This is a genomic window from Pseudomonas sp. SIMBA_067 (assembly GCF_046534675.1).
Taxonomy (GTDB): domain Bacteria; phylum Pseudomonadota; class Gammaproteobacteria; order Pseudomonadales; family Pseudomonadaceae; genus Aquipseudomonas; species Aquipseudomonas putida.
In genome coordinates this window covers 91,399-108,779 of record NZ_JAWRYH010000001.1, presented here as the reverse complement: position 1 = coordinate 108,779, position 17,381 = coordinate 91,399, and the positions used below count along the sequence as shown (strand labels likewise).

Annotated in this window: 13 protein-coding genes and 1 riboswitch; all 13 genes read left to right on the top strand. The window is 63.9% G+C overall.

Features of this window, described 5'->3' with window-relative positions:
• Nucleotides 1-127 precede the first annotated feature (127 nt).
• The 13 genes from SB765_RS00490 to SB765_RS00430 all read left to right on the top strand — a co-directional run bounded on the left by SB765_RS00490 (nt 128) and on the right by SB765_RS00430 (nt 16,963).
• Entirely contained in the window at nt 128-1,174 is a 1,047-nt protein-coding gene (locus SB765_RS00490; RefSeq protein WP_410930755.1) for a LacI family DNA-binding transcriptional regulator, read from the top strand.
• Between the two features lie 84 nt (nt 1,175-1,258).
• Nucleotides 1,259-2,149 carry a LysR family transcriptional regulator gene (locus SB765_RS00485; protein WP_049275362.1) on the top strand — a complete coding sequence of 297 codons (891 nt, stop codon included), beginning with the start codon at nt 1,259-1,261 and terminating at the stop codon, nt 2,147-2,149.
• Between the two features lie 264 nt (nt 2,150-2,413).
• Nucleotides 2,414-3,550, top strand: coding sequence for an acyl-CoA dehydrogenase family protein (locus SB765_RS00480; RefSeq protein ID WP_341795661.1), 1,137 nt, complete (start codon nt 2,414-2,416; stop codon nt 3,548-3,550).
• Nucleotides 3,547-4,491: a D-isomer specific 2-hydroxyacid dehydrogenase family protein gene (locus tag SB765_RS00475; RefSeq protein WP_341795662.1), complete on the top strand. Its 945-nt coding sequence runs from the start codon at nt 3,547-3,549 to the stop codon at nt 4,489-4,491. The genes SB765_RS00480 and SB765_RS00475 overlap by 4 nt, the downstream gene beginning before the upstream one ends.
• A gap of 23 nt (nt 4,492-4,514) precedes the next feature.
• A complete protein-coding gene (locus tag SB765_RS00470; RefSeq protein ID WP_410910678.1) occupies nt 4,515-5,309 on the top strand; it encodes a class II aldolase/adducin family protein in 795 nt (264 codons plus the stop codon).
• A gap of 129 nt (nt 5,310-5,438) precedes the next feature.
• Nucleotides 5,439-7,067 carry an ABC transporter substrate-binding protein gene (locus SB765_RS00465; RefSeq protein ID WP_410930754.1) on the top strand — a complete coding sequence of 543 codons (1,629 nt, stop codon included), beginning with the start codon at nt 5,439-5,441 and terminating at the stop codon, nt 7,065-7,067.
• Nucleotides 7,064-8,014, top strand: coding sequence for an ABC transporter permease (locus SB765_RS00460; protein WP_410930753.1), 951 nt, complete (start codon nt 7,064-7,066; stop codon nt 8,012-8,014). Before SB765_RS00465 ends, SB765_RS00460 begins: the two co-directional genes overlap by 4 nt.
• A 2-nt stretch (nt 8,015-8,016) precedes the next feature.
• The gene (locus SB765_RS00455) at nt 8,017-8,907 is read left to right on the top strand and encodes an ABC transporter permease (RefSeq protein ID WP_410930752.1); all 891 of its coding nucleotides are present in this window, start codon (nt 8,017-8,019) and stop codon (nt 8,905-8,907) included.
• On the top strand, nt 8,904-10,526 hold the full coding sequence (locus SB765_RS00450) for a dipeptide ABC transporter ATP-binding protein (protein WP_410930751.1): 1,623 nt from the start codon (nt 8,904-8,906) through the stop codon (nt 10,524-10,526). Before SB765_RS00455 ends, SB765_RS00450 begins: the two co-directional genes overlap by 4 nt.
• Nucleotides 10,527-10,613: 87 nt before the next feature.
• The gene (locus tag SB765_RS00445) at nt 10,614-11,546 is read left to right on the top strand and encodes an RHS repeat-associated core domain-containing protein (protein ID WP_410930750.1); all 933 of its coding nucleotides are present in this window, start codon (nt 10,614-10,616) and stop codon (nt 11,544-11,546) included.
• A 332-nt stretch (nt 11,547-11,878) separates the two neighbouring features.
• Nucleotides 11,879-13,213 (top strand): LLM class flavin-dependent oxidoreductase, encoded by a 1,335-nt coding sequence (locus tag SB765_RS00440; RefSeq protein WP_410930749.1) that lies wholly within the window; start codon nt 11,879-11,881, stop codon nt 13,211-13,213.
• A 27-nt stretch (nt 13,214-13,240) separates the two neighbouring features.
• Nucleotides 13,241-14,341: an LLM class flavin-dependent oxidoreductase gene (locus SB765_RS00435; RefSeq protein ID WP_410910672.1), complete on the top strand. Its 1,101-nt coding sequence runs from the start codon at nt 13,241-13,243 to the stop codon at nt 14,339-14,341.
• A gap of 147 nt (nt 14,342-14,488) precedes the next feature.
• Nucleotides 14,489-16,963 (top strand): TonB-dependent receptor plug domain-containing protein, encoded by a 2,475-nt coding sequence (locus SB765_RS00430; RefSeq protein ID WP_410930748.1) that lies wholly within the window; start codon nt 14,489-14,491, stop codon nt 16,961-16,963.
• A 167-nt stretch (nt 16,964-17,130) separates the two neighbouring features.
• Nucleotides 17,131-17,355, top strand: a riboswitch (cobalamin riboswitch).
• Nucleotides 17,356-17,381: the final 26 nt, after the last annotated feature.

Here is a 17,381-nt window from a genome sequence, read left to right as displayed (position 1 = left end):
GCAAGTATCAGAGGGCTTCGCTTAGCACGTCAAATACTTAAAAGTCAGATTGATATGCAATAAAGCTATTTGCCAAGCGCCTTCCCGTTAGCGCTACCATCGCGCCATTTCCCCAGGAGGCAGCCCGGTGAGCCAGGCCAAGGATCCCCCCCGCAAGCGCCGCGGCGCAGGCCGTGTCACCCTTGCCGAGGTGGCTCGGGCCGCTGAGGTTTCGGCCATCAGCGTGTCGCGCTACTTCAACCAGCCAGATCAGGTGTCGCCACCTTTGCGCGAGCGTATCGAAGCTGCCGTGCAGGCATTGGGCTATGTGCCGAACCTGGTCGCCGGGGGGCTGGCCTCGGCCCGTGGGCGCATCGTCGGCATGGTGATCCCTAATATCTCCGGGCCGATCTTCGCCCAGACTATCCAGGCGTTCAGCGATACCCTCAGCCGCCATGGCTACCAGTTGTTGCTGGCGTCCAGTTACTTCAGCGAAGCGCAGGAAGAAAGCGCGGTGCGGGCGTTTCTCGGCTGGTCGCCGGCAGCGTTGGTGGTGACCAGCCATTTCCACAGCCCGGCCACAGAAAAGATGCTGGCCGACGCAGACGTGCCCGTCGTGGAAATATGGGACTACCGCCCTGAGCGGTCGCCCTTGCAAGTGGGTTTCCTTCATCACCAGGTGGGCGTACAGGCCTGCCGCTATCTGCTGGACAAGGGCCACCGGCGCATCGCTTTCGTGCAGAACAGCGCGGCCGGCGACCTGAGTGCGCTGGAGCGGCGCGATGGCTATATCGAGGCGTTGCGGGTAGCCGGGCTGGAGCCTTGGGTATTCGTGCCCTCGGCCGACTGCGCGCCGTTCGAGGCGGGCAAGCAGGCCATGGAAGCGTTGATCCGCCGCACCCCACGGCCCGAGGCGATCATCTTCGCCAATGACAACCTGGCGGCCGGTGCTCTGCTGGCCGGGCAACGCGCCGGTTTGCGCCTGCCGGAAGACATGGCCATCGTCGGCTTTGGCGACTATCCCTTCGCCAACATGCTGCTGCCCAGCCTCACCACCCTGCGCCCGCCCTCGCGGGAAATAGGCGAAGTGGCGGCGTTGCGGGTGTTGCAGCACCTGGGTGTGGTGGCGCGTGAGGGGGAAGTGCAGCGGCTGAACCTGTTGGCGTGTGAGTTGATTGCCCGCGAAAGCGCGTGAGGTGCACAGGTGCTGTGACAATCCGGCCATTGAGGATTATTCTCCTCTGGTATGTCCCACCGCCCCAATATGTGAGCGCCGAATATGAAAATCGATGACATGGACGCCTTCGTGGCGGTCATCCGTTGCCAGTCGACCAACCTGGCCGCCGAGGCCCTGCAACTGACCCAGCCGGCCATTACCCGCCGCGTGCAGAACTTCGAGGAAGACCTGGGCGCCACCCTGCTCGACCGCAATACCAAGCCGCTGAAACCGACGCCCATGGGCCTGCGGGTGTACGAGCAGTGCAAGGCGATCTTGCGTGAGATCGACTCGCTGCGCGAGCTGGTGGCGAACGACGGGGCCCCGTCCGGCACCCTGCGCCTGGGCGTGCCGCAAACCCTTGGCGATGTGGTGCTGCTCGATGCGTTGGCACAGATTCGTGAAACCTACCCCGACCTGCGCACCCAGGTCACCAGTGGCTGGGGCAGCAGCCTGATCGCACGCATGGAAAACGGCGAGCTGGATGCCGCCGCGGCACTGTTCCCGCCCGGCAAGATCTTCCCCGAGGGCATCGCCAGCCAGTCGATCGCCCGCATGCCGCTGCGGGTGGTAGCGGCCAAGGGCAGTACCGGCAAGCGCAGCCTAAAGCTCAAGGACTGCTACACCCGTGGCTGGGTGCTCAACCCCGATGGTTGCGGCTTTCGCGCAGGGTTGCAGCGCGCCCTGAGCGAACAGGGGCTGAGGCTGTCGATCAACCTGGAGACCTTTGGCACCGAGCTGCAACTGGGGCTGGTGGCCAATGGGCAGGGGCTCGGGCTGGTGCCCGAGCCCTTGTTGCAGAACAGCCGCCACCGCGATGCGCTGGACGTGGTCAGTGTGACGGACTTCAAGCCGCAGGTGGATTTGTGGCTGTTCCACCCACGCTACCTGGGCAACCTTCAGGAGCCGGTCGAGCTGTTTGGCCGGGTGGCCGGGCAGCAACTGTGCGGGTGAGCTGAAAGCGCAATCCCTTATGAGAGCAATTGCGTTGATCAAAATCCAAAAGTTTGCGCGGTCACTGTGGGAGCGACCTTGCGTCGCGATTGGGTTGCGTAGCAGCCCTATCATTCCATTGACAATAAAATAACCAACTCGCATAACTAAATACAGTTTTAATTCTTTAGGTTAATAATTAGCATAGAACAAAAAAGACTTTTACAGTGATCATCCATACGAATACGGTCTTAGAAACCCACCGTGTTCCAGGGATGAATACCCATGAGTCACCCTCCTTCCGCCAGCGCGCTCGCCGAACTCACCCAGGCCCTGGCCGCCAACGCCGAACGCTACGACCGCAGCGGCCAGTTCCCCGCCGACAACTTCGACCTGTTGCACCGCCACGGCCTGCTGGGTTTCACCGTGCCCCGCGCATTGGCCGGCGGTGGCGCCGACCTGGCCAGTGCGCGCCAGGTCATTGCCGCGGTCGGCAAAGGTTGCCCGTCCACCGCACTGATTCTCGTAATGCAGTACCTGCAGCACTTTCGCCTGCAGGACGAAGACCGCTGGCCCGAGCACCTGCGCCTGCAAGTGGCCCGCGACGCGGTGGCCGACGGCGCACTGATCAACGCGTTTCGCGTCGAACCCGAACTGGGCACACCCGCCCGCGGCGGCCTGCCGGCCACTGTCGCCCGGCGCACCGCCGAAGGCTGGCGGTTGTCCGGGCGCAAGATCTACTCCACCGGCAGCCATGGCCTGACCTGGTACCTGGTATGGGCCCGCAGCGACGACCAGGACCCACTGGTGGGCGGTTTCCTGGTGCACAAGGACACCCCGGGCATCCGTATCGTCGAAGACTGGGACCACCTGGGCATGCGCGCTACCTGCAGCCATGAAGTGCAGTTCGACGAGGTGCTGATCCCGCTCGATCATGCCGTCAGCGTCAGCCCGGCCAGCGCACCGCGCGCCGAGCTCGACAGCACGGGCCTGCTGTGGATGGCAGTGTTGCTGCCTGCACTGTACGACGGGGTGGCCCAGGCCGCACGCGACTGGCTGGTGCAGTTCCTGAACCAGCGCGCGCCGTCCAACCTCGGTGCACCGCTGGCCAGCCTGCCACGTTTCCAGGACGTGGTCGGGCGTATCGACACGTTGCTGTTCGCTAACCAGAGCCTGTTGAACGCGGCCGTGACCGGGCAGGTCGATCCGCGCCACGCCGGGCAGCTCAAGCACCTGGTCAGCCGCAACGCCATCCAGGCCGTGGAACTGGCCATCGAGGCTGCCGGCAACCCAGGCCTGTCGCGGCGCAACCCGCTGGAGCGGCACTACCGTGATGTGCTGTGCAGCCGCATCCACACGCCCCAGGACGACGTGGTGCTCGGCCATGTCGGCCGTGCTGCCCTGGCGGAGGTGGCGGCATGAGCCACTCGATCATCGCCAGCCAGCTGGACGCACCGGCCAACCAATACCTGCGCGACCGATTGCCCGACCACGAGGTGATCGATATCGCCCCGGGCCAGTTGCACCTGGACGTCCCCGCCGACGTGTTCATCGTGCGCCCGATCAATGTACGCGGTAACCGCGTGGACAACCCGCCAGCGGGCTGGCCGTGGGCGTTGCGCTGGGTGCAGGTAGTGTCCTCGGGCATCGACTTCTACCCCGACTGGGTGTTTCAGGGCCCGCCGGTCACCAGTGGCCGCGGCGCCAATGCCGAGCAGGTGGCCGAATTCGCCCTGGCCCTGGTGTTTGCCGCGGCCAAACAGCTGCCGGGCTTGTGGGTCAAGGACGCCGACTGGCGCCTGACCCCGCTCGCCCCCGTGCGTGGCCGCACCTTGGGCATCTTCGGTTTCGGCAGCATCGGCCAAAGCCTGGCACGCAAGGCAAACGCCCTGGGCATGCCGGTACTGGCGCTGAACCGCCCAGGCCAACCCATTGCCGAGGTGCCGGGCGTGCAGCGCGTCGACAACCTGCAGCAGCTGTTTGCCGGCAGCGATCACCTGGTCATCGCCGCCCCGCTCACCCCCGCCACCCGTGGCCTGATCGACCGCCAGGTGCTGGCCCAGGCCAAACCCGGGCTGCACCTGATCAACATCGCTCGTGGCGGGCTGCTGGACCAGGGCGCCCTGCTCGAAGCCCTGGACAACGGGCTGATCGGCCGCGCCAGCCTCGATGTCACCGATCCGGAACCGCTACCAGCGGGCCACCCGCTCTACCAGCACCCTCGGGTGTTCCTGTCTCCGCACACCTCGGCCATTTCCGAGGACGGCTACCCGGCCCTGCTCGACGCGTTTCTCGACAACTTCGCCCGTTACCGCGAACAAGCACCGCTGCACAACCTGGTCGACACCCAGCGCGGCTACTGAACCCACACCTATTGGAGAACACCATGACTGCACTGTCTGTCGTCATCGCCCAGGAAAACACCGTACGCCAGCGGATCAGCGCCGAAGAATGGGAGGTGCGGGTCAAACTGGCCGCCGCCTACCGCCTGGCCGCGCTGTTCCGTTGGACCGACCACATCTACACACACTTCTCGGCACGCGTGCCGGGGCCTGACGAGCACTTTCTGATCAATGCCTTTGGCTTGCTGTTCGACGAGATCACCGCGTCCAACCTGGTGAAGGTGGACGTGGATGGCACCATCATCGACGACCCGCTGGGCCTGGGCATCAACCAGGCAGGCTATGTGATTCACAGCGCGATCCACCGCGCCCGGCATGACCTCAAGGCCGTGCTGCACACCCACACCCGCGATGGAGCGGCGGTGTCGGCGCAGCGCGACGGCCTGCTGCCGATCTCGCAGCACGCCCTGGCGTACTACAGCCGGGTGGCGTACCACGACTACGAAGGCGTCGCCCTGGACCTGGACGAGCAGCAGCGGCTGGTGGCCAACCTGGGCGACAGCAACATCCTCATCCTGCGCAACCATGGCCTGCTGACCGGGGGTGTCAGCGTGGAGCATGCCTTCCGTGAACTGCACGGGCTGGAGCGGGCCTGCAACATCCAGGTCGCAGCGCAGGCCGGGGGCAACGACCAGTTGCTGCATGCTGCGCCGGCGGCGATCGCCAAGGTGCATGAACAGTCCAAGCGGTTTTCCGACGGGTTGGGTGAAGGGATCCAGCGGCACTGGGATGCGCTGATCCGGCAGCTGGACCGGGAGGGGCTGGATTACCAGAACTGACAGGTTTTCTGTGGCCTCCAGCTCCCACAAGAACCCCACTGGATTGAGGCCTGTGGTGATCCTGTGGGAGCTGGCTTGCCGGCGATAGGGCCCGAACAAACACCTCATACCCCATTTAAGGATCACCCAATGCCCCCATTACACCTGGCCAGAAGCCTACTGGCCTGCGCCACCCTGGCCTTGACCCTCGCCGGCTGCTCCCCCTCCAGCGAAGATGCCACCAGCAAAACCCTGAACATCGCCTTCTGGGGCGACAACACCACGCTGGTCAGCGTCGACCCGTTCCAGGTCTACTGGCTGGAGCACCGCGTACTGCTGCGCAACGTTGCCGAATCACTCACCGACCAGGACCCGGCCACAGGCCGCATCATCCCCTGGCTGGCCAGCAGCTGGGAGGTCAGCGACGACGCCCTGCAGTACACCTTCCACCTGCGCCAGGACGTCACCTTCAGCAATGGCGAGCGCTTCGACGCCCAAGCCGTGAAAAACGCCTTCGACAGCAACAAGGCTTTCGCGGCACAACTGCCTGCCACGTTCGGCGCCACCTACCTGGCCGGTTTTGACCATGCCGAAGTGGTCGATCCGTTCACCGTCCGCCTGGTGCTTTCACGGCCCAACGCCGGCTTCCTGCAGGCCACGTCAACCACCAACCTGGCCATCCTCGCTCCGGCCTCCTACGCGCTCACTGCCCAGGAGCGTTCGCTGGGCAAGATCATCGGCACCGGCCCGTTCATCCTCGAACACTACACCCCGGAAGTAGGCGCACGCCTGGTCAAGCGAGCGGATTATGCCTGGGCCTCCGCCAACGTCAAAAACCCCGGCGCCGCCCACCTGGACCGCGTGGAAATCAGCTACATCCCCGAAGAAAGCGTGCGCAACGGCCTGTTCCTGCAAGGCAAGGCCGACATCCTCTGGCCACGCAACCCGTTCTCCGAAGTTGACCTGAAGCTGTTCCAGGCAAAAGGCGCGACCATCCAGAGCCGCTCGCTGCCAGGCCCGGCGCTCAACCTTTACCCCAACACTCGCAACGACCGCCTGCTGGGCGACCGCCAGGTGCGCCTGGCCCTGCAGAAGGCCATTGACCGCACCAGCTATGCGCACACCGTATACAACGCCGAGTTCCCGGTAGTGACCGGGGTGTATGACGTGACCACGCCGTACTTCAAGCCCCAAGCCGACAAGCTGGCCTACGACCCGCAGGGCGCCGAGCGCCTGCTGGACGCCGCCGGCTGGAGCAAGGGCGCTGACGGCTACCGGCACAAGGACGGCAAACGCCTGACCCTGCGCTACAATATCTCCCCCGCCGAAAGCGCCGGCGATGTACTGGTGCAAGACCAACTGCGCAAAGTTGGCATCGACCTCAAGCTGAACGTGCTGACCCGGGCCGAATGGGTGGCCGGCAATGCCTCGGGCAACTACGACCTCACCTCCACCTACATGACCCGCGCCGATCCGATCATCCTGCAGACCATCCTCGACCCACGCGCCGCCAGCAGTGCCACCTTGGCCACCAATACTTACGAGCCACACACCTTGGCCAAGGCGCAGGCCTTGTTCGACAACGGCATCACCGCCACCCGCGACGAACAACGCGCACAGGCCTATGGCCAGCTGCAAGACCTGCTGGTTGACGAAGCCTCGGCGTTCCCGCTGTACGAACGCGTGTGGCAAGCCGCCACCGCACCTCGGGTCAAGGACTTCCGCTGGACCGCCGAAGGCTTTGCCTTCCTCAGTGACATCCAGGTCGCGCAGCCATGAACCACTACCTGATCGGCCGCATCGGCCAGGCGCTGCTGGTGTTGTGGGGCGCCTACACCATCACCTACTTCATCCTCTATCTGCTGCCCGGGGACACCTTGGCGATCATGCTCAGTGCATCGGGCATGGAAGCCGATGGCCTGTCGCCCGAGGACCTGGCCAAGGCCCGTGCCTACTACGGGCTGGACAAGGGCATTTTCGAGCAGTACATCGACCTGTTATGGAGGGCCCTGCACGGCGACTTGGGCCAGTCGTTGTCACTGAACCGGCCAGTGACCGCGCTGCTGGCCGAGCGCCTGCCGCAAACCATGGCCCTGGCCGGCTTCGCCATCGCGCTGTCGTTGCTTGGCGGCATCGGCCTGGCCTACCTCACCGCCTACCTGCAATGGCAACCGCTGAAAGTGGCGCTGTCACGCTTGCCGTCATTGGGCTTTTCCGTACCGGTGTTCTGGATGGGGCTGCTGCTGATCCAGGTGTTCGCCTTCGGCCTGGGCTGGTTCCCGGCCACCGGCAACCAGGGCTTTGCCAGCCTGGTGCTGCCGGCCGTGACCCTGGCCATCCCCAGTGCTGCGGTGTACGCCCAAGTATTGCAGCGCGGCTTCCAAAGCGTATGGCAGGAGCCGTACATCGCCACCGCATTCGCCAAGGGTCTGAGCCGTGCGCAGGTTCAAGTGCGGCACGGCCTGCGCAATGCGGCCCTGCCAATCCTTACCCTGGTCGGGTTGCAGGTGGGTAACACGGTGTCCGGGGCAGTGCTGGTCGAGACCATTTTCTCGCGCAATGGCGTTGGCCGCCTGGCCCAGGAAGCCGTACTGCGCCAAGACATCCCGGTGGTGCTGGCGATTGTCGCAGTGTCAGCGGCGGCCTTCGTGTTGGTGAACCTGATCGTCGACCTGCTGTACCCGTACCTTGACCCCCGCATCGCCCACGCCACGAAGGTGACCTGACCATGACCGCCGATACTCACCCCCTGCGTGCCGCCGCCCCGCCAGCCACCTGGAAGCGCCGCACACGCCTGCAGCGCCTGGGCCAGGCACTCGTCCCTTTGCTGGCCCGCCCGGGCTTCAGCCTGGCGCTGCTGGTGGTGCTGTTCGCCCTGCTGGCGGCTCTCGCGCCGCACTGGCTGACCAGCTTCGACCCTTACGCCACGTCCCCCGTCGACAAGCTGCGGGCCCCTGGCGCCGTCCACTGGTTCGGCACCGACGAGCTTGGCCGCGACCTGTACACCCGCGTGGTCTATGGCGCCAGCCTATCGGTGCAGGCCGCACTGCTGGCGGTTGGCATTGCCCTAGCCGGCGGGTTGAGCCTGGGCGTACTCGCCGGGTTTGCCGGCGGGCGCCTGGATGCCGCCCTCATGCGCCTGGTCGATGTGCTGCTGGCCCTGCCCGGCCTGCTGCTGGCCCTGGCCATTGTCACCGCCATCGGTTTTGGCACGGTGCCGGTGGCAATCGCCGTCGGCGTCGGCATCATCCCCGGCTTTGCCCGCACCACCCGCGGCGAAGTGCTGCGGGTCAAGACCCTGCCCTATGTCGAGGCCGCACGCCTGGGTGGCGCCAGCTGGCGCCGCACCTTGCTGCGGCATGTGCTGCCCAATGCCTGGGGGCCGGTGGCCGTGCTGGCCACGCTGGACTTCGGCGCCGCCATCCTGGCTACGGCCGGCCTGAGTTTCCTCGGTTTTGGCGCAGCACCGCCAGCGGCCGAATGGGGCACCTTGATTGCCAACGGCCGGCACTTCCTGATCACCGCTCCCTGGGTGTCGCTGCTGCCCGGCCTGTTCGTGGTCGCCGTGGTATTCAGCCTCAACCACCTTGCCCGCACCTTCGAGGAGCACCCACGATGAACGACCAGCCATTGCTTGTGGTACGCGACCTCAGCATCAGCTATCACGCCTCCGGCCAGGCTACGCAGGCCGTCAAGCACCTTGCCTTCAGCCTGGCCCAGAGCGAGACCGTGGCCGTTGTCGGCGAGTCAGGCTCGGGCAAGTCGACCTTGGCCAACGCCCTGCTCGGCCTGCTACCGGGCACGGCGCGCATCGACAGTGGCCAGCTGTGGGTCGACGGGCTGGATGTAGTGCGCGCCAGCGAACGGCAGAAAAGCCAGCTGCGTGGGCGTACCGTCGGCCTGGTGCCACAAGACCCGATGGTCAGCCTCAACCCCACCCTGCGCATTGGCCAGCAGATCGGCGAGGCGCTGGTGCTGGCCCAAGGCGGCCGCTCGCGCAGCGTCGATGCCGATGTGCTGGAGTTACTTGCCCAGGTTGGCCTCGACAACCCGGCCGTGCGCGCCCGCCAGTACCCGCACGAGCTGTCTGGCGGCATGCGCCAGCGGGTGCTGATTGCCATCGCCCTGGCCGGCAACCCACGCCTGATCATCGCCGACGAACCCACCAGCGCGCTGGACGTGACCGTGCAACGCAAGATCCTCGATCACTTGCAGCGGCTGGTGGCCGAGCGTGGCATCTCGTTGCTGATCATCACCCACGACCTGGGCATGGCCACCGACCGCGCCGACCGCCTGCTGGTGATGAAGCAGGGCGAACTGGTGGAGCAAGGCCCACCCGCGCAGATCGTGCAGGCACCGCACCACCCGTACACCCGTGCCCTGCTCAATGCCGCACCGGCATTCAGCGCTCGTCGCCAGCCCCGCCAACTGGCGCCGGGCTCAAAGCCGATCCTCAGCCTGCAGGGTGTTGGCAAAACGTTCGAATTGCCCAAGGTAAAAGGCCAGGACAACCGCTTTGTCGCGTTGCAAGGCCTGGACTTGCAGGTTCACCCGGGGCAAACGCTGGCCATCGTCGGTGAATCCGGTTCGGGCAAGAGCACCGCCCTGCGCATTGCCCTGGGCCTGGAAACGCCCAGCCAAGGCCACGTGCTGTTCGACCAGCAGGATGTCACGGGCCACGGCTGGCGCCAGTTCCGCCCCTTGCGCCGACGCATGCAACTGGTGCAGCAAAACCCCTTCGCTGCCCTCGACCCGCGTTTCACGGTGTTCGACAGCATCGTCGAGCCGCTGGTGTCGTTTGGCCTGCTCAAAGGAGCGGCACTGGAGCAACGCGCCCGCCAACTGATCGAACGCGTGCACCTGCCTCTGCATTACCTTGACCGCCTGCCCCGCGAACTGTCCGGCGGCCAGCGCCAGCGCGTGGCGATTGCCCGGGCGCTGGCGCTACAGCCAGAACTGTTGCTCCTCGACGAGCCGGTCAGTGCGCTGGATGTATCGGTACAGGCACAGATTCTGGCACTGCTGGATGAGCTGCAACGGGAACTGGGCATGGCTTATGTGCTGGTATCGCATGACCTGGCGGTGGTGGCGAGCATGGCCGACCAAGTGCTGGTATTGCGCAAGGGTCAAGTGGTGGAACACGGGGCGGTCGAGCAGGTTTTCGAGCGGCCGGCGAGCGAGTATACGCGGGAGTTGATTGCTGCCATTCCTGGGCGCCCAGCCTCTGCTGCGGCTTGAGTTCTAGCGCCCCACAGCCTGATATTTTTGCCAGTTGCAAGGCTGTGGGCATCCCATCAAGCTAGATTGAAATCAGGAGGTTTATTCATGTTTATATTTTATCAGTCTGGCAAACCCACTGCCTTGGTTCAACCTTCCAGAACTACTCGAATATTCAATCAAAACCGACAGACGCTCGCCATTCAATACATATCACACTCCTCTATTAGTATAATTGCCTCAGACAAAATGCAATCCTCCGTCATGGAGGCTCGCGGCCACGTCCTGCACTCACTGTCTTACACCCCTTTTGGCTTCAACCAAGCGACCGGGGAACTGCCTGTAGGCTTTAACGGCGAGCACTGCGACGCTGTGACAGGCATGTACGGTTTGGGCGCAGGATACCGTTGGCTTTCAACAAAATGTATGCGTTTTTCGAGCCCTGACAACCTCAGTCCTTTTGCTAAAGGGGGCATCAATGCGTACACCTATGTTCGCAACGACCCGGTTAATCTGCTCGATCTAGACGGTCACGCGCCGTCGGCTCCGATACTCCATGGAACCAAGATGCGTCGGTTCCAATACGGTTTAAGAAAAATTCATGCATTCGATAAAAATTATGGGGTCTATGAATCCAAACCTGGTCTTTTTAAAAAGCCCAAGCTATTGATATACACTCATGGCAGAGATAATAAAATACTAATAGACGACGTCGCCATGGGCCCATTTAAATTCGCCACATGGCTAACGAGCAAAAATATAAATCCTCAGAAATACAGGAAAGTCATTTTTGCCACTTGCCTAGGAGGCTACGGCGAATCGTTTGGGCAAAAATTCTCAAATCAGAACAATGTCAAGGTGAGCGCTATTCCCGGCATCAGCGACGGAGCGATGGTAAACGGCGTAGAACCTGGCACCTTCAGTTTCGGGCTTTTATCCGAACCTTATGAAGGCATGGCGCAGACAACACCACAACGCCCATGGGCTTACTCATTCGTAGATTTCACACCACAAGACGCTAAAAAATTTCGAAGCGCATGATTGAAGAGAGCATTAAGAACGCCCCCAATGAACGGGTTTATTCCATAGCATTTGACGCAACCTAAAATGCATATTATGCATCATCACATGGATTTTAATACCATTAAATAATATTAGCATAGAACCACAAAGCCTTTCACAACCCCACCCCACACCCGCTAAGGTCACTCCAGACCGACCCCATTCCTGGCGGAGGCCGTCCACTTCGACCCCGCCAGGAGCCTTGCGCGCATGCACCTCTCTTACCCACAACCCTGCTTCATCTTCGCCTATGGGCCAGGTGACGCATGGCTGTCCCCATTCCATTTGCAGCACAACCCACAGGTATTCCGATGAGCAAACGACAAATCCGCCTGGGCGCCATGATCCATGGCGTCGGCCACGGCTGGGGCGAATGGCGCCACCCTGATGCGCTGGCCGATGCCAGTGTCAATTTCGGCTTCTACAAACAGCAGGCAAAGCTGGCCGAGGCGGCAAAGTTCGACTTCGCCTTCATCGCCGACAGCCTGCACATTCACGCCCGCTCCAGCCCGCACTACCTCAACCGTTTCGAGCCGCTGACCATCCTTTCGGCGCTGGCTGCGGTGACCGAGCACATCGGCCTGGTGGCCACGGTCACGGTCAGCTACACCGAGCCGTTCCAGGTAGCACGCCAATTCGCTTCGCTGGACCTGATCAGCGGCGGGCGCGCAGGCTGGAACGTGGTGACCTCCTGGCTTTCCGGCACCGCTGACAACTTCGGCAAGGCTGAACACCCGCCGCATGCCGTGCGTTACCGGATTGCCCGTGAGCATGTGGATGTGGTCAAGGGGCTGTGGGACTCGTGGGAAGACGACGCCTTTACCCGCGACAAGCAAAGTGGGCAGTTCTTCGACCCGGCCAAACTGCACACCCTCGGCCACCAGGGCGAGTACTTCAAGGTCAAGGGCCCGCTGAACATCCAGCGCTCACCCCAGGGCCAGCCGCTGATTTTCCAGGCTGGCGTGTCGGAAGACGGCCGCAACTTTGCGGCGCAGAACGCCGACGCCATCTTTGTCAGCCCTGAATCGTTCGAGGACGCTCACGCCTATTACCAGGACCTCAAGCAGCGTGCCACGCGCCATGGCCGCGACCCCGACGCGCTATTTATCCTGCCCGGCATCCGCCCCATCATCGGTCGCAACGCCCAGGAGGTCGAGCAGCGCTACCAGCAGGCCGTCAACCTGGTGAGCATTGAGGATGCACTGGTAGCCCTCGGTCGCCCCTTCAACGACTACGACTTCAGCCAGCATGACCTGGACGCGCCCTTCCCCGACCTGGGCACCCTGGGCAACGACAGCCACAAAGGCACCTCGGACCAGCTCAAGCAACTGGCCCGTGATGAAGGCCTGAGCCTGCGCGAACTGGCACTGCGCTTCTCGCGCCCACGCAGAGACTTCGTCGGCACCCCGGAGCAGGTTGCCGATGCCTTGCAGCACTGGTTCGAAAACGACGCTGCCGACGGTTTCATCATCAACTCGTTGCTACCCGACGGCCTGCAGTACTTCACCGAACACGTGGTACCGCTGTTGCAAGCACGTGGCCTGGTGCGCACTGAGTACACCGGTAAAACCCTGCGCGACAATTTCGGCCTCAGCGTGCCGGAAAACCGCAACACCCTGCGCCGCAGCCAGGCAGCGGTTGCCTGAGCCCACCCAGACAAGGAGTTTTGTTTCATGAGCCTCGAATTCATCGGCCTCATCGGCCCGCAGGAAAGCAGCGAATCCCAGGCGCCACGCGGCCCGCTGGTTGATCTGGAGTTCATCAAGGCCTTCTCCCAGGCCCAGGAATATGGCGGCTTCGACAAGGCATTGTTAGCAGTCAACACCAGTGCACCGGACTCGATGATCCTGGCCAGTTACGTGGCAGCGCTTACCGAGCGTATCGGCCTGCTGGTCGCCCACCGCCCGGGCTTCCAGGCGCCAACTTTCGCTGCCCGCCAGTTCGCCACCCTTGACCAGCTGAGCCGGGGCCGGGCCTCGATCAACGTCATCACCGGCGGCGACAGCGGCGACCTGCAGCGCGATGGCGACTTCCTCGAAAAGGATGCCCGTTATGCCCGCACCGATGAGTACCTGCAGGTACTGCGCAACACCTGGACCCGCCAGGAGCCGTTCGACCACCAGGGCACTCACTACCGCGTTGAAGACAACCTGACCTTGGTCAAACCGGTACAGCATCTGCCAATCTACTTCTCTGGCGCGTCAGACGCCGCAGTCGAGGTGGCCGCCAAGCACGCCGACGTCTACATGATGTGGGGCGAACCGCTGGATCAGGTACGCGAGCGCATCGCCAAGGTCCGCAAGGCCGCCGCCCGCTATGGGCGCGAGAAACACATCCGCTTCAGCCTGTCGTTGCGACCGATCCTGGGCGGCACCGAGGCCGAAGCCTGGGCCCGCGCCGAGCGTATTCTCGCCGATGCCCAGGAACGCATCGGCATCCGTCAGGGCAACCGCCGCGAGAAAAACTTCGGCAAGAGCAACACCGGCTCCGAACGCCTGGTGCAACTGGCCAGCCAGCGCAAAGTGCATGACACCCGGCTGTGGACCGAGATTGCGGCGCTGGGTGGCGGTGCAGGTAACTCCACCTCGCTGGTAGGCACTGCAGACCAGGTGGCCGAGGCAGCATTGGCCTACTACGAACTGGGGGTGACCACCTTCCTGTTCCGCGGCTTTGACCAGCTGCGCGATGCGGTGGAATACGGGCAGGACCTGATCCCGCGGATTCGTGCGCTGGTTGAACAGCGTGAGGCTGGGCGCAGCGCTCGCACGGCCTAGATCCCTACTCGCTGTACCGGCCTCGTCGAGGCGTCGAACCGCCGCAAAGAGGCCGGTGCAGGCAAACACTTCCCAAACACCCTACGCCAGCCCTGTCAGGGCCTGGCGCCTATTCGCCTGCGTGCTCCACCGTACTCCGAGGACATGATGTCTAGAACACCGCTTTTCGCCCTGCCCCTAGCCTGCCTGCTCACCCCGTTAGCCGATGCTGCTTCAACTACCGAAGACCAACGCCTGGAGACCGTCACGGTGATCTCCACCGGCCTGCGAGGCAACCAGCGCACCGTGGCCGACAGCCCGGCACCCATCGACGTGATCAGCAGCGAACAGCTGTTGCGCACCGGCCGCGCCGAGCTGTCCGAGGCGATTTCCAAACTGCTGCCCTCGTTCAACTTCGGCACCAACATCGCCGGCTTTCAGTCTGGCGTGCGGCCGCTGAGCAACCGCAGCTTGGGCCCGGCCTACACCCTGGTGCTGGTCAATGGCAAACGCCGCCACAACAGCGCCGTGCCGGCCAGCGGCTCGACCGACAACAGCGGTGCCAACGCCGTTGATATCGACATGATCCCGGTCAGCGCGGTGTCACACATCGAAGTCCTGAAAGACAGCGCCGCCGCCCAATACGGCTCGGATGCGGTGGCCGGGGTGATCAACATCATCCTCAAGAGCGCCAGCAGCGGCGGCCATTACGAAAGCAGCTACGGCCAGCTGTACAGTGGCCAGGGCGAAACCATCAAGCTGGCTGGCGACCAAGGCTTCAGCCTGGGTGACGGCGGTTTCCTGCACCTGTCGGGCGAGGCACGCAAGCGCGGCACCGCCAACTGGATCGACAAGGCCGCCCCCGATTACCGCGCCTACTTCGAAGACGACCGCCAGGCCGCCTGGGACCACCGGGCGGTGAAGAACGGCGACCCTGACCTGCGCGCCTTCAACCTCGGTTACAACGCCGAGCTGCCCATCAGCGACGATTTGAAGCTGTATTCGTTCGCCACTTATGCCGAGCGCAAGCTGGAGGCTTTCAACAACTACCGCCTGCCCAACAGCAACGCCTCGATCCCGGAGTTGTTCCCCGACGGCTATTTCCCGCTCAACAACATCAAGGACACCGACTACCAGTGGCTGCTCGGCGCCCGAGGCGCCGCCGGGGCCTGGGACTGGGACCTGTCTACCACCTATGGGCGCAACAAGAACCAGCAGTCCAGCGACCTGACCATCAACCCCACCTATGGCCCGGCCTCGCCAACCTCGTTCGATGACCTGGCGACCTTGCAGTTCGACCAGTGGGTGAACAACCTGGACATCACCCGCGCCTTCGATGGCCTGTTCGGCCTGGCGGTACCGACCCGCGTCTCGGCGGGCCTTGAGCACCGCTGGGAGCGCTTCCGGACCTTTGCCGGCGACCCCATCGCCTACAGCGTCGGGCCCTACACCTACCCGGTTACCCTGGCGGACGGGCGCCCCAACCCGCTCTATGCGCTGGCCAACGGCCAGACCGCAGTGGGCGCCCAGGCTGCGCTGACCATTCGCCCGGAAGACGAGGCCGATGTGAAGCGCAACAACTATGCCGCCTACATCGACCTCGGCCTGGACTTGAGCCCGCGCTGGTACCTTGGCGCCGCCGCGCGCGTCGAGCACTACGACGACGACTCGGGCAACACCGCCAGCTTCAAGCTCAATTCACGCTATGAACTGAGCGAAACCGTGGCGGTACGCGGCACCCTGGGCAGCGGTTTCCGCGCACCGTCGCTGACCCAGAGCGGCTACACCGTCAGCGACAACCGCACCGCGCTGGACGCCGACGGCAATGTGGTGCCGGCCTTGCGCCGCACCGTGGCGCCCGGCAGTGCCGCCGCGCTGGCATTCGGCGGCGGCAAGCTCGACCCGGAGAAATCGCGCAACGCCGGCCTTGGCCTGACCTGGCAACCGGCGCGCCGCACCAGCGTTACCCTGGACACCTACCTGATCGACATTGACGACCGCATCCTGCTCACCGAAAACCTCTACGACCGGCAGAACGGTGCCGGTGCCATTGGCGACATCCTCGAATCGCTGGGCCTGGCACGCACTACCTGGATCAACTACTACACCAACGCCTTCGACACCCGCACCCGCGGCCTCGACCTGGTGGGTGACCACACCAGCGAGTTCGGTGCCTGGGGCGATGTACGCTGGACCTTGGGCTTCAACTGGAACAAGACCACCGTACGCGGCACCCGCGGTACGCCCGCAGCGCTGGCCGCTGCCGGTATCGACGTGGTCGGCCATGGCCGCGAAGGCGACCTGGTGGCAGCCTCGCCGAGAACCAAATGGGTGCTGGGCAGCCAGTGGTTGCTGGGCAACTTCACCGGCACCTTGCAGACCACCCGCTACGGCAAGGTCGAAACCTGGCAGCAGAACCAGGCCCAGGACCGCACCTTCGGCGCCAAGTGGATCACCGACCTGGACCTGTCCTACCTGCTGTTCGACAGCCTGACCGTCAGTGTGGGTGGCACCAACATCTTCAATGTGCGGCCCGACAAGAACGGCGTGTACAACGCCAACGGCAACCAGGCGGCGTACGGCAACCCGCCGTTCCACCCAGGTGGCGGCTATTGGTACACCAAACTGGCCTATGACTTCTGACGCATCTGCACATTTGCTCCTGGCCTGTGGGAGCGGGTTCACCCGCGAAGAGTCCAACCCGGTGCATGGCACCGGCAAAGCCGGTGTTCGCGGGTAAACCCGCTCCCACAGGTGTGCGTTGCACCTTCGGTACTTGGCAATTGACGCAAACCCCGCCCCCATGCTCTCCTTGTGCCTCACGTTCAGGTGCCCCCACAGGGGGTGAAACGGGAAACCGGTGCGTCGCAGGCCCTCCAGCAGGGCCGGACAAGGCCGGTGCTGCCCCCGCAACGGTAAGCGAGTGAAGTGTCTGTACCACTGTGCCTTCTAGTCCGGCATGGGAAGGTGACGCTTTCCAGGAGCCCTGCTCCTCCTCGCAAGCCCGGAGACCGGCCTGACGTTCATGAACACCCCGCGGTGGGCGGGCGCTGTTGCATTC

Excerpts from the sequence above, each read along its gene's own strand:
- SB765_RS00455 (WP_410930752.1), top strand. The coding sequence starts at position 8,017 with ATGACCGCCGATACTCACCCCCTGCGTGCCGCCGCCCCGCCAGCCACC.
- SB765_RS00450 (WP_410930751.1), top strand. The coding sequence starts at position 8,904 with ATGAACGACCAGCCATTGCTTGTGGTACGCGACCTCAGCATCAGCTAT.
- SB765_RS00435 (WP_410910672.1), top strand. The coding sequence starts at position 13,241 with ATGAGCCTCGAATTCATCGGCCTCATCGGCCCGCAGGAAAGCAGCGAA.
- SB765_RS00465 (WP_410930754.1), top strand. The coding sequence starts at position 5,439 with ATGCCCCCATTACACCTGGCCAGAAGCCTACTGGCCTGCGCCACCCTG.
- SB765_RS00440 (WP_410930749.1), top strand. The coding sequence starts at position 11,879 with ATGAGCAAACGACAAATCCGCCTGGGCGCCATGATCCATGGCGTCGGC.
- SB765_RS00480 (WP_341795661.1), top strand. The coding sequence starts at position 2,414 with ATGAGTCACCCTCCTTCCGCCAGCGCGCTCGCCGAACTCACCCAGGCC.
- SB765_RS00430 (WP_410930748.1), top strand. The coding sequence starts at position 14,489 with ATGTCTAGAACACCGCTTTTCGCCCTGCCCCTAGCCTGCCTGCTCACC.
- SB765_RS00475 (WP_341795662.1), top strand. The coding sequence starts at position 3,547 with ATGAGCCACTCGATCATCGCCAGCCAGCTGGACGCACCGGCCAACCAA.
- SB765_RS00460 (WP_410930753.1), top strand. The coding sequence starts at position 7,064 with ATGAACCACTACCTGATCGGCCGCATCGGCCAGGCGCTGCTGGTGTTG.
- SB765_RS00445 (WP_410930750.1), top strand. The coding sequence starts at position 10,614 with ATGTTTATATTTTATCAGTCTGGCAAACCCACTGCCTTGGTTCAACCT.
- SB765_RS00470 (WP_410910678.1), top strand. The coding sequence starts at position 4,515 with ATGACTGCACTGTCTGTCGTCATCGCCCAGGAAAACACCGTACGCCAG.
- SB765_RS00485 (WP_049275362.1), top strand. The coding sequence starts at position 1,259 with ATGAAAATCGATGACATGGACGCCTTCGTGGCGGTCATCCGTTGCCAG.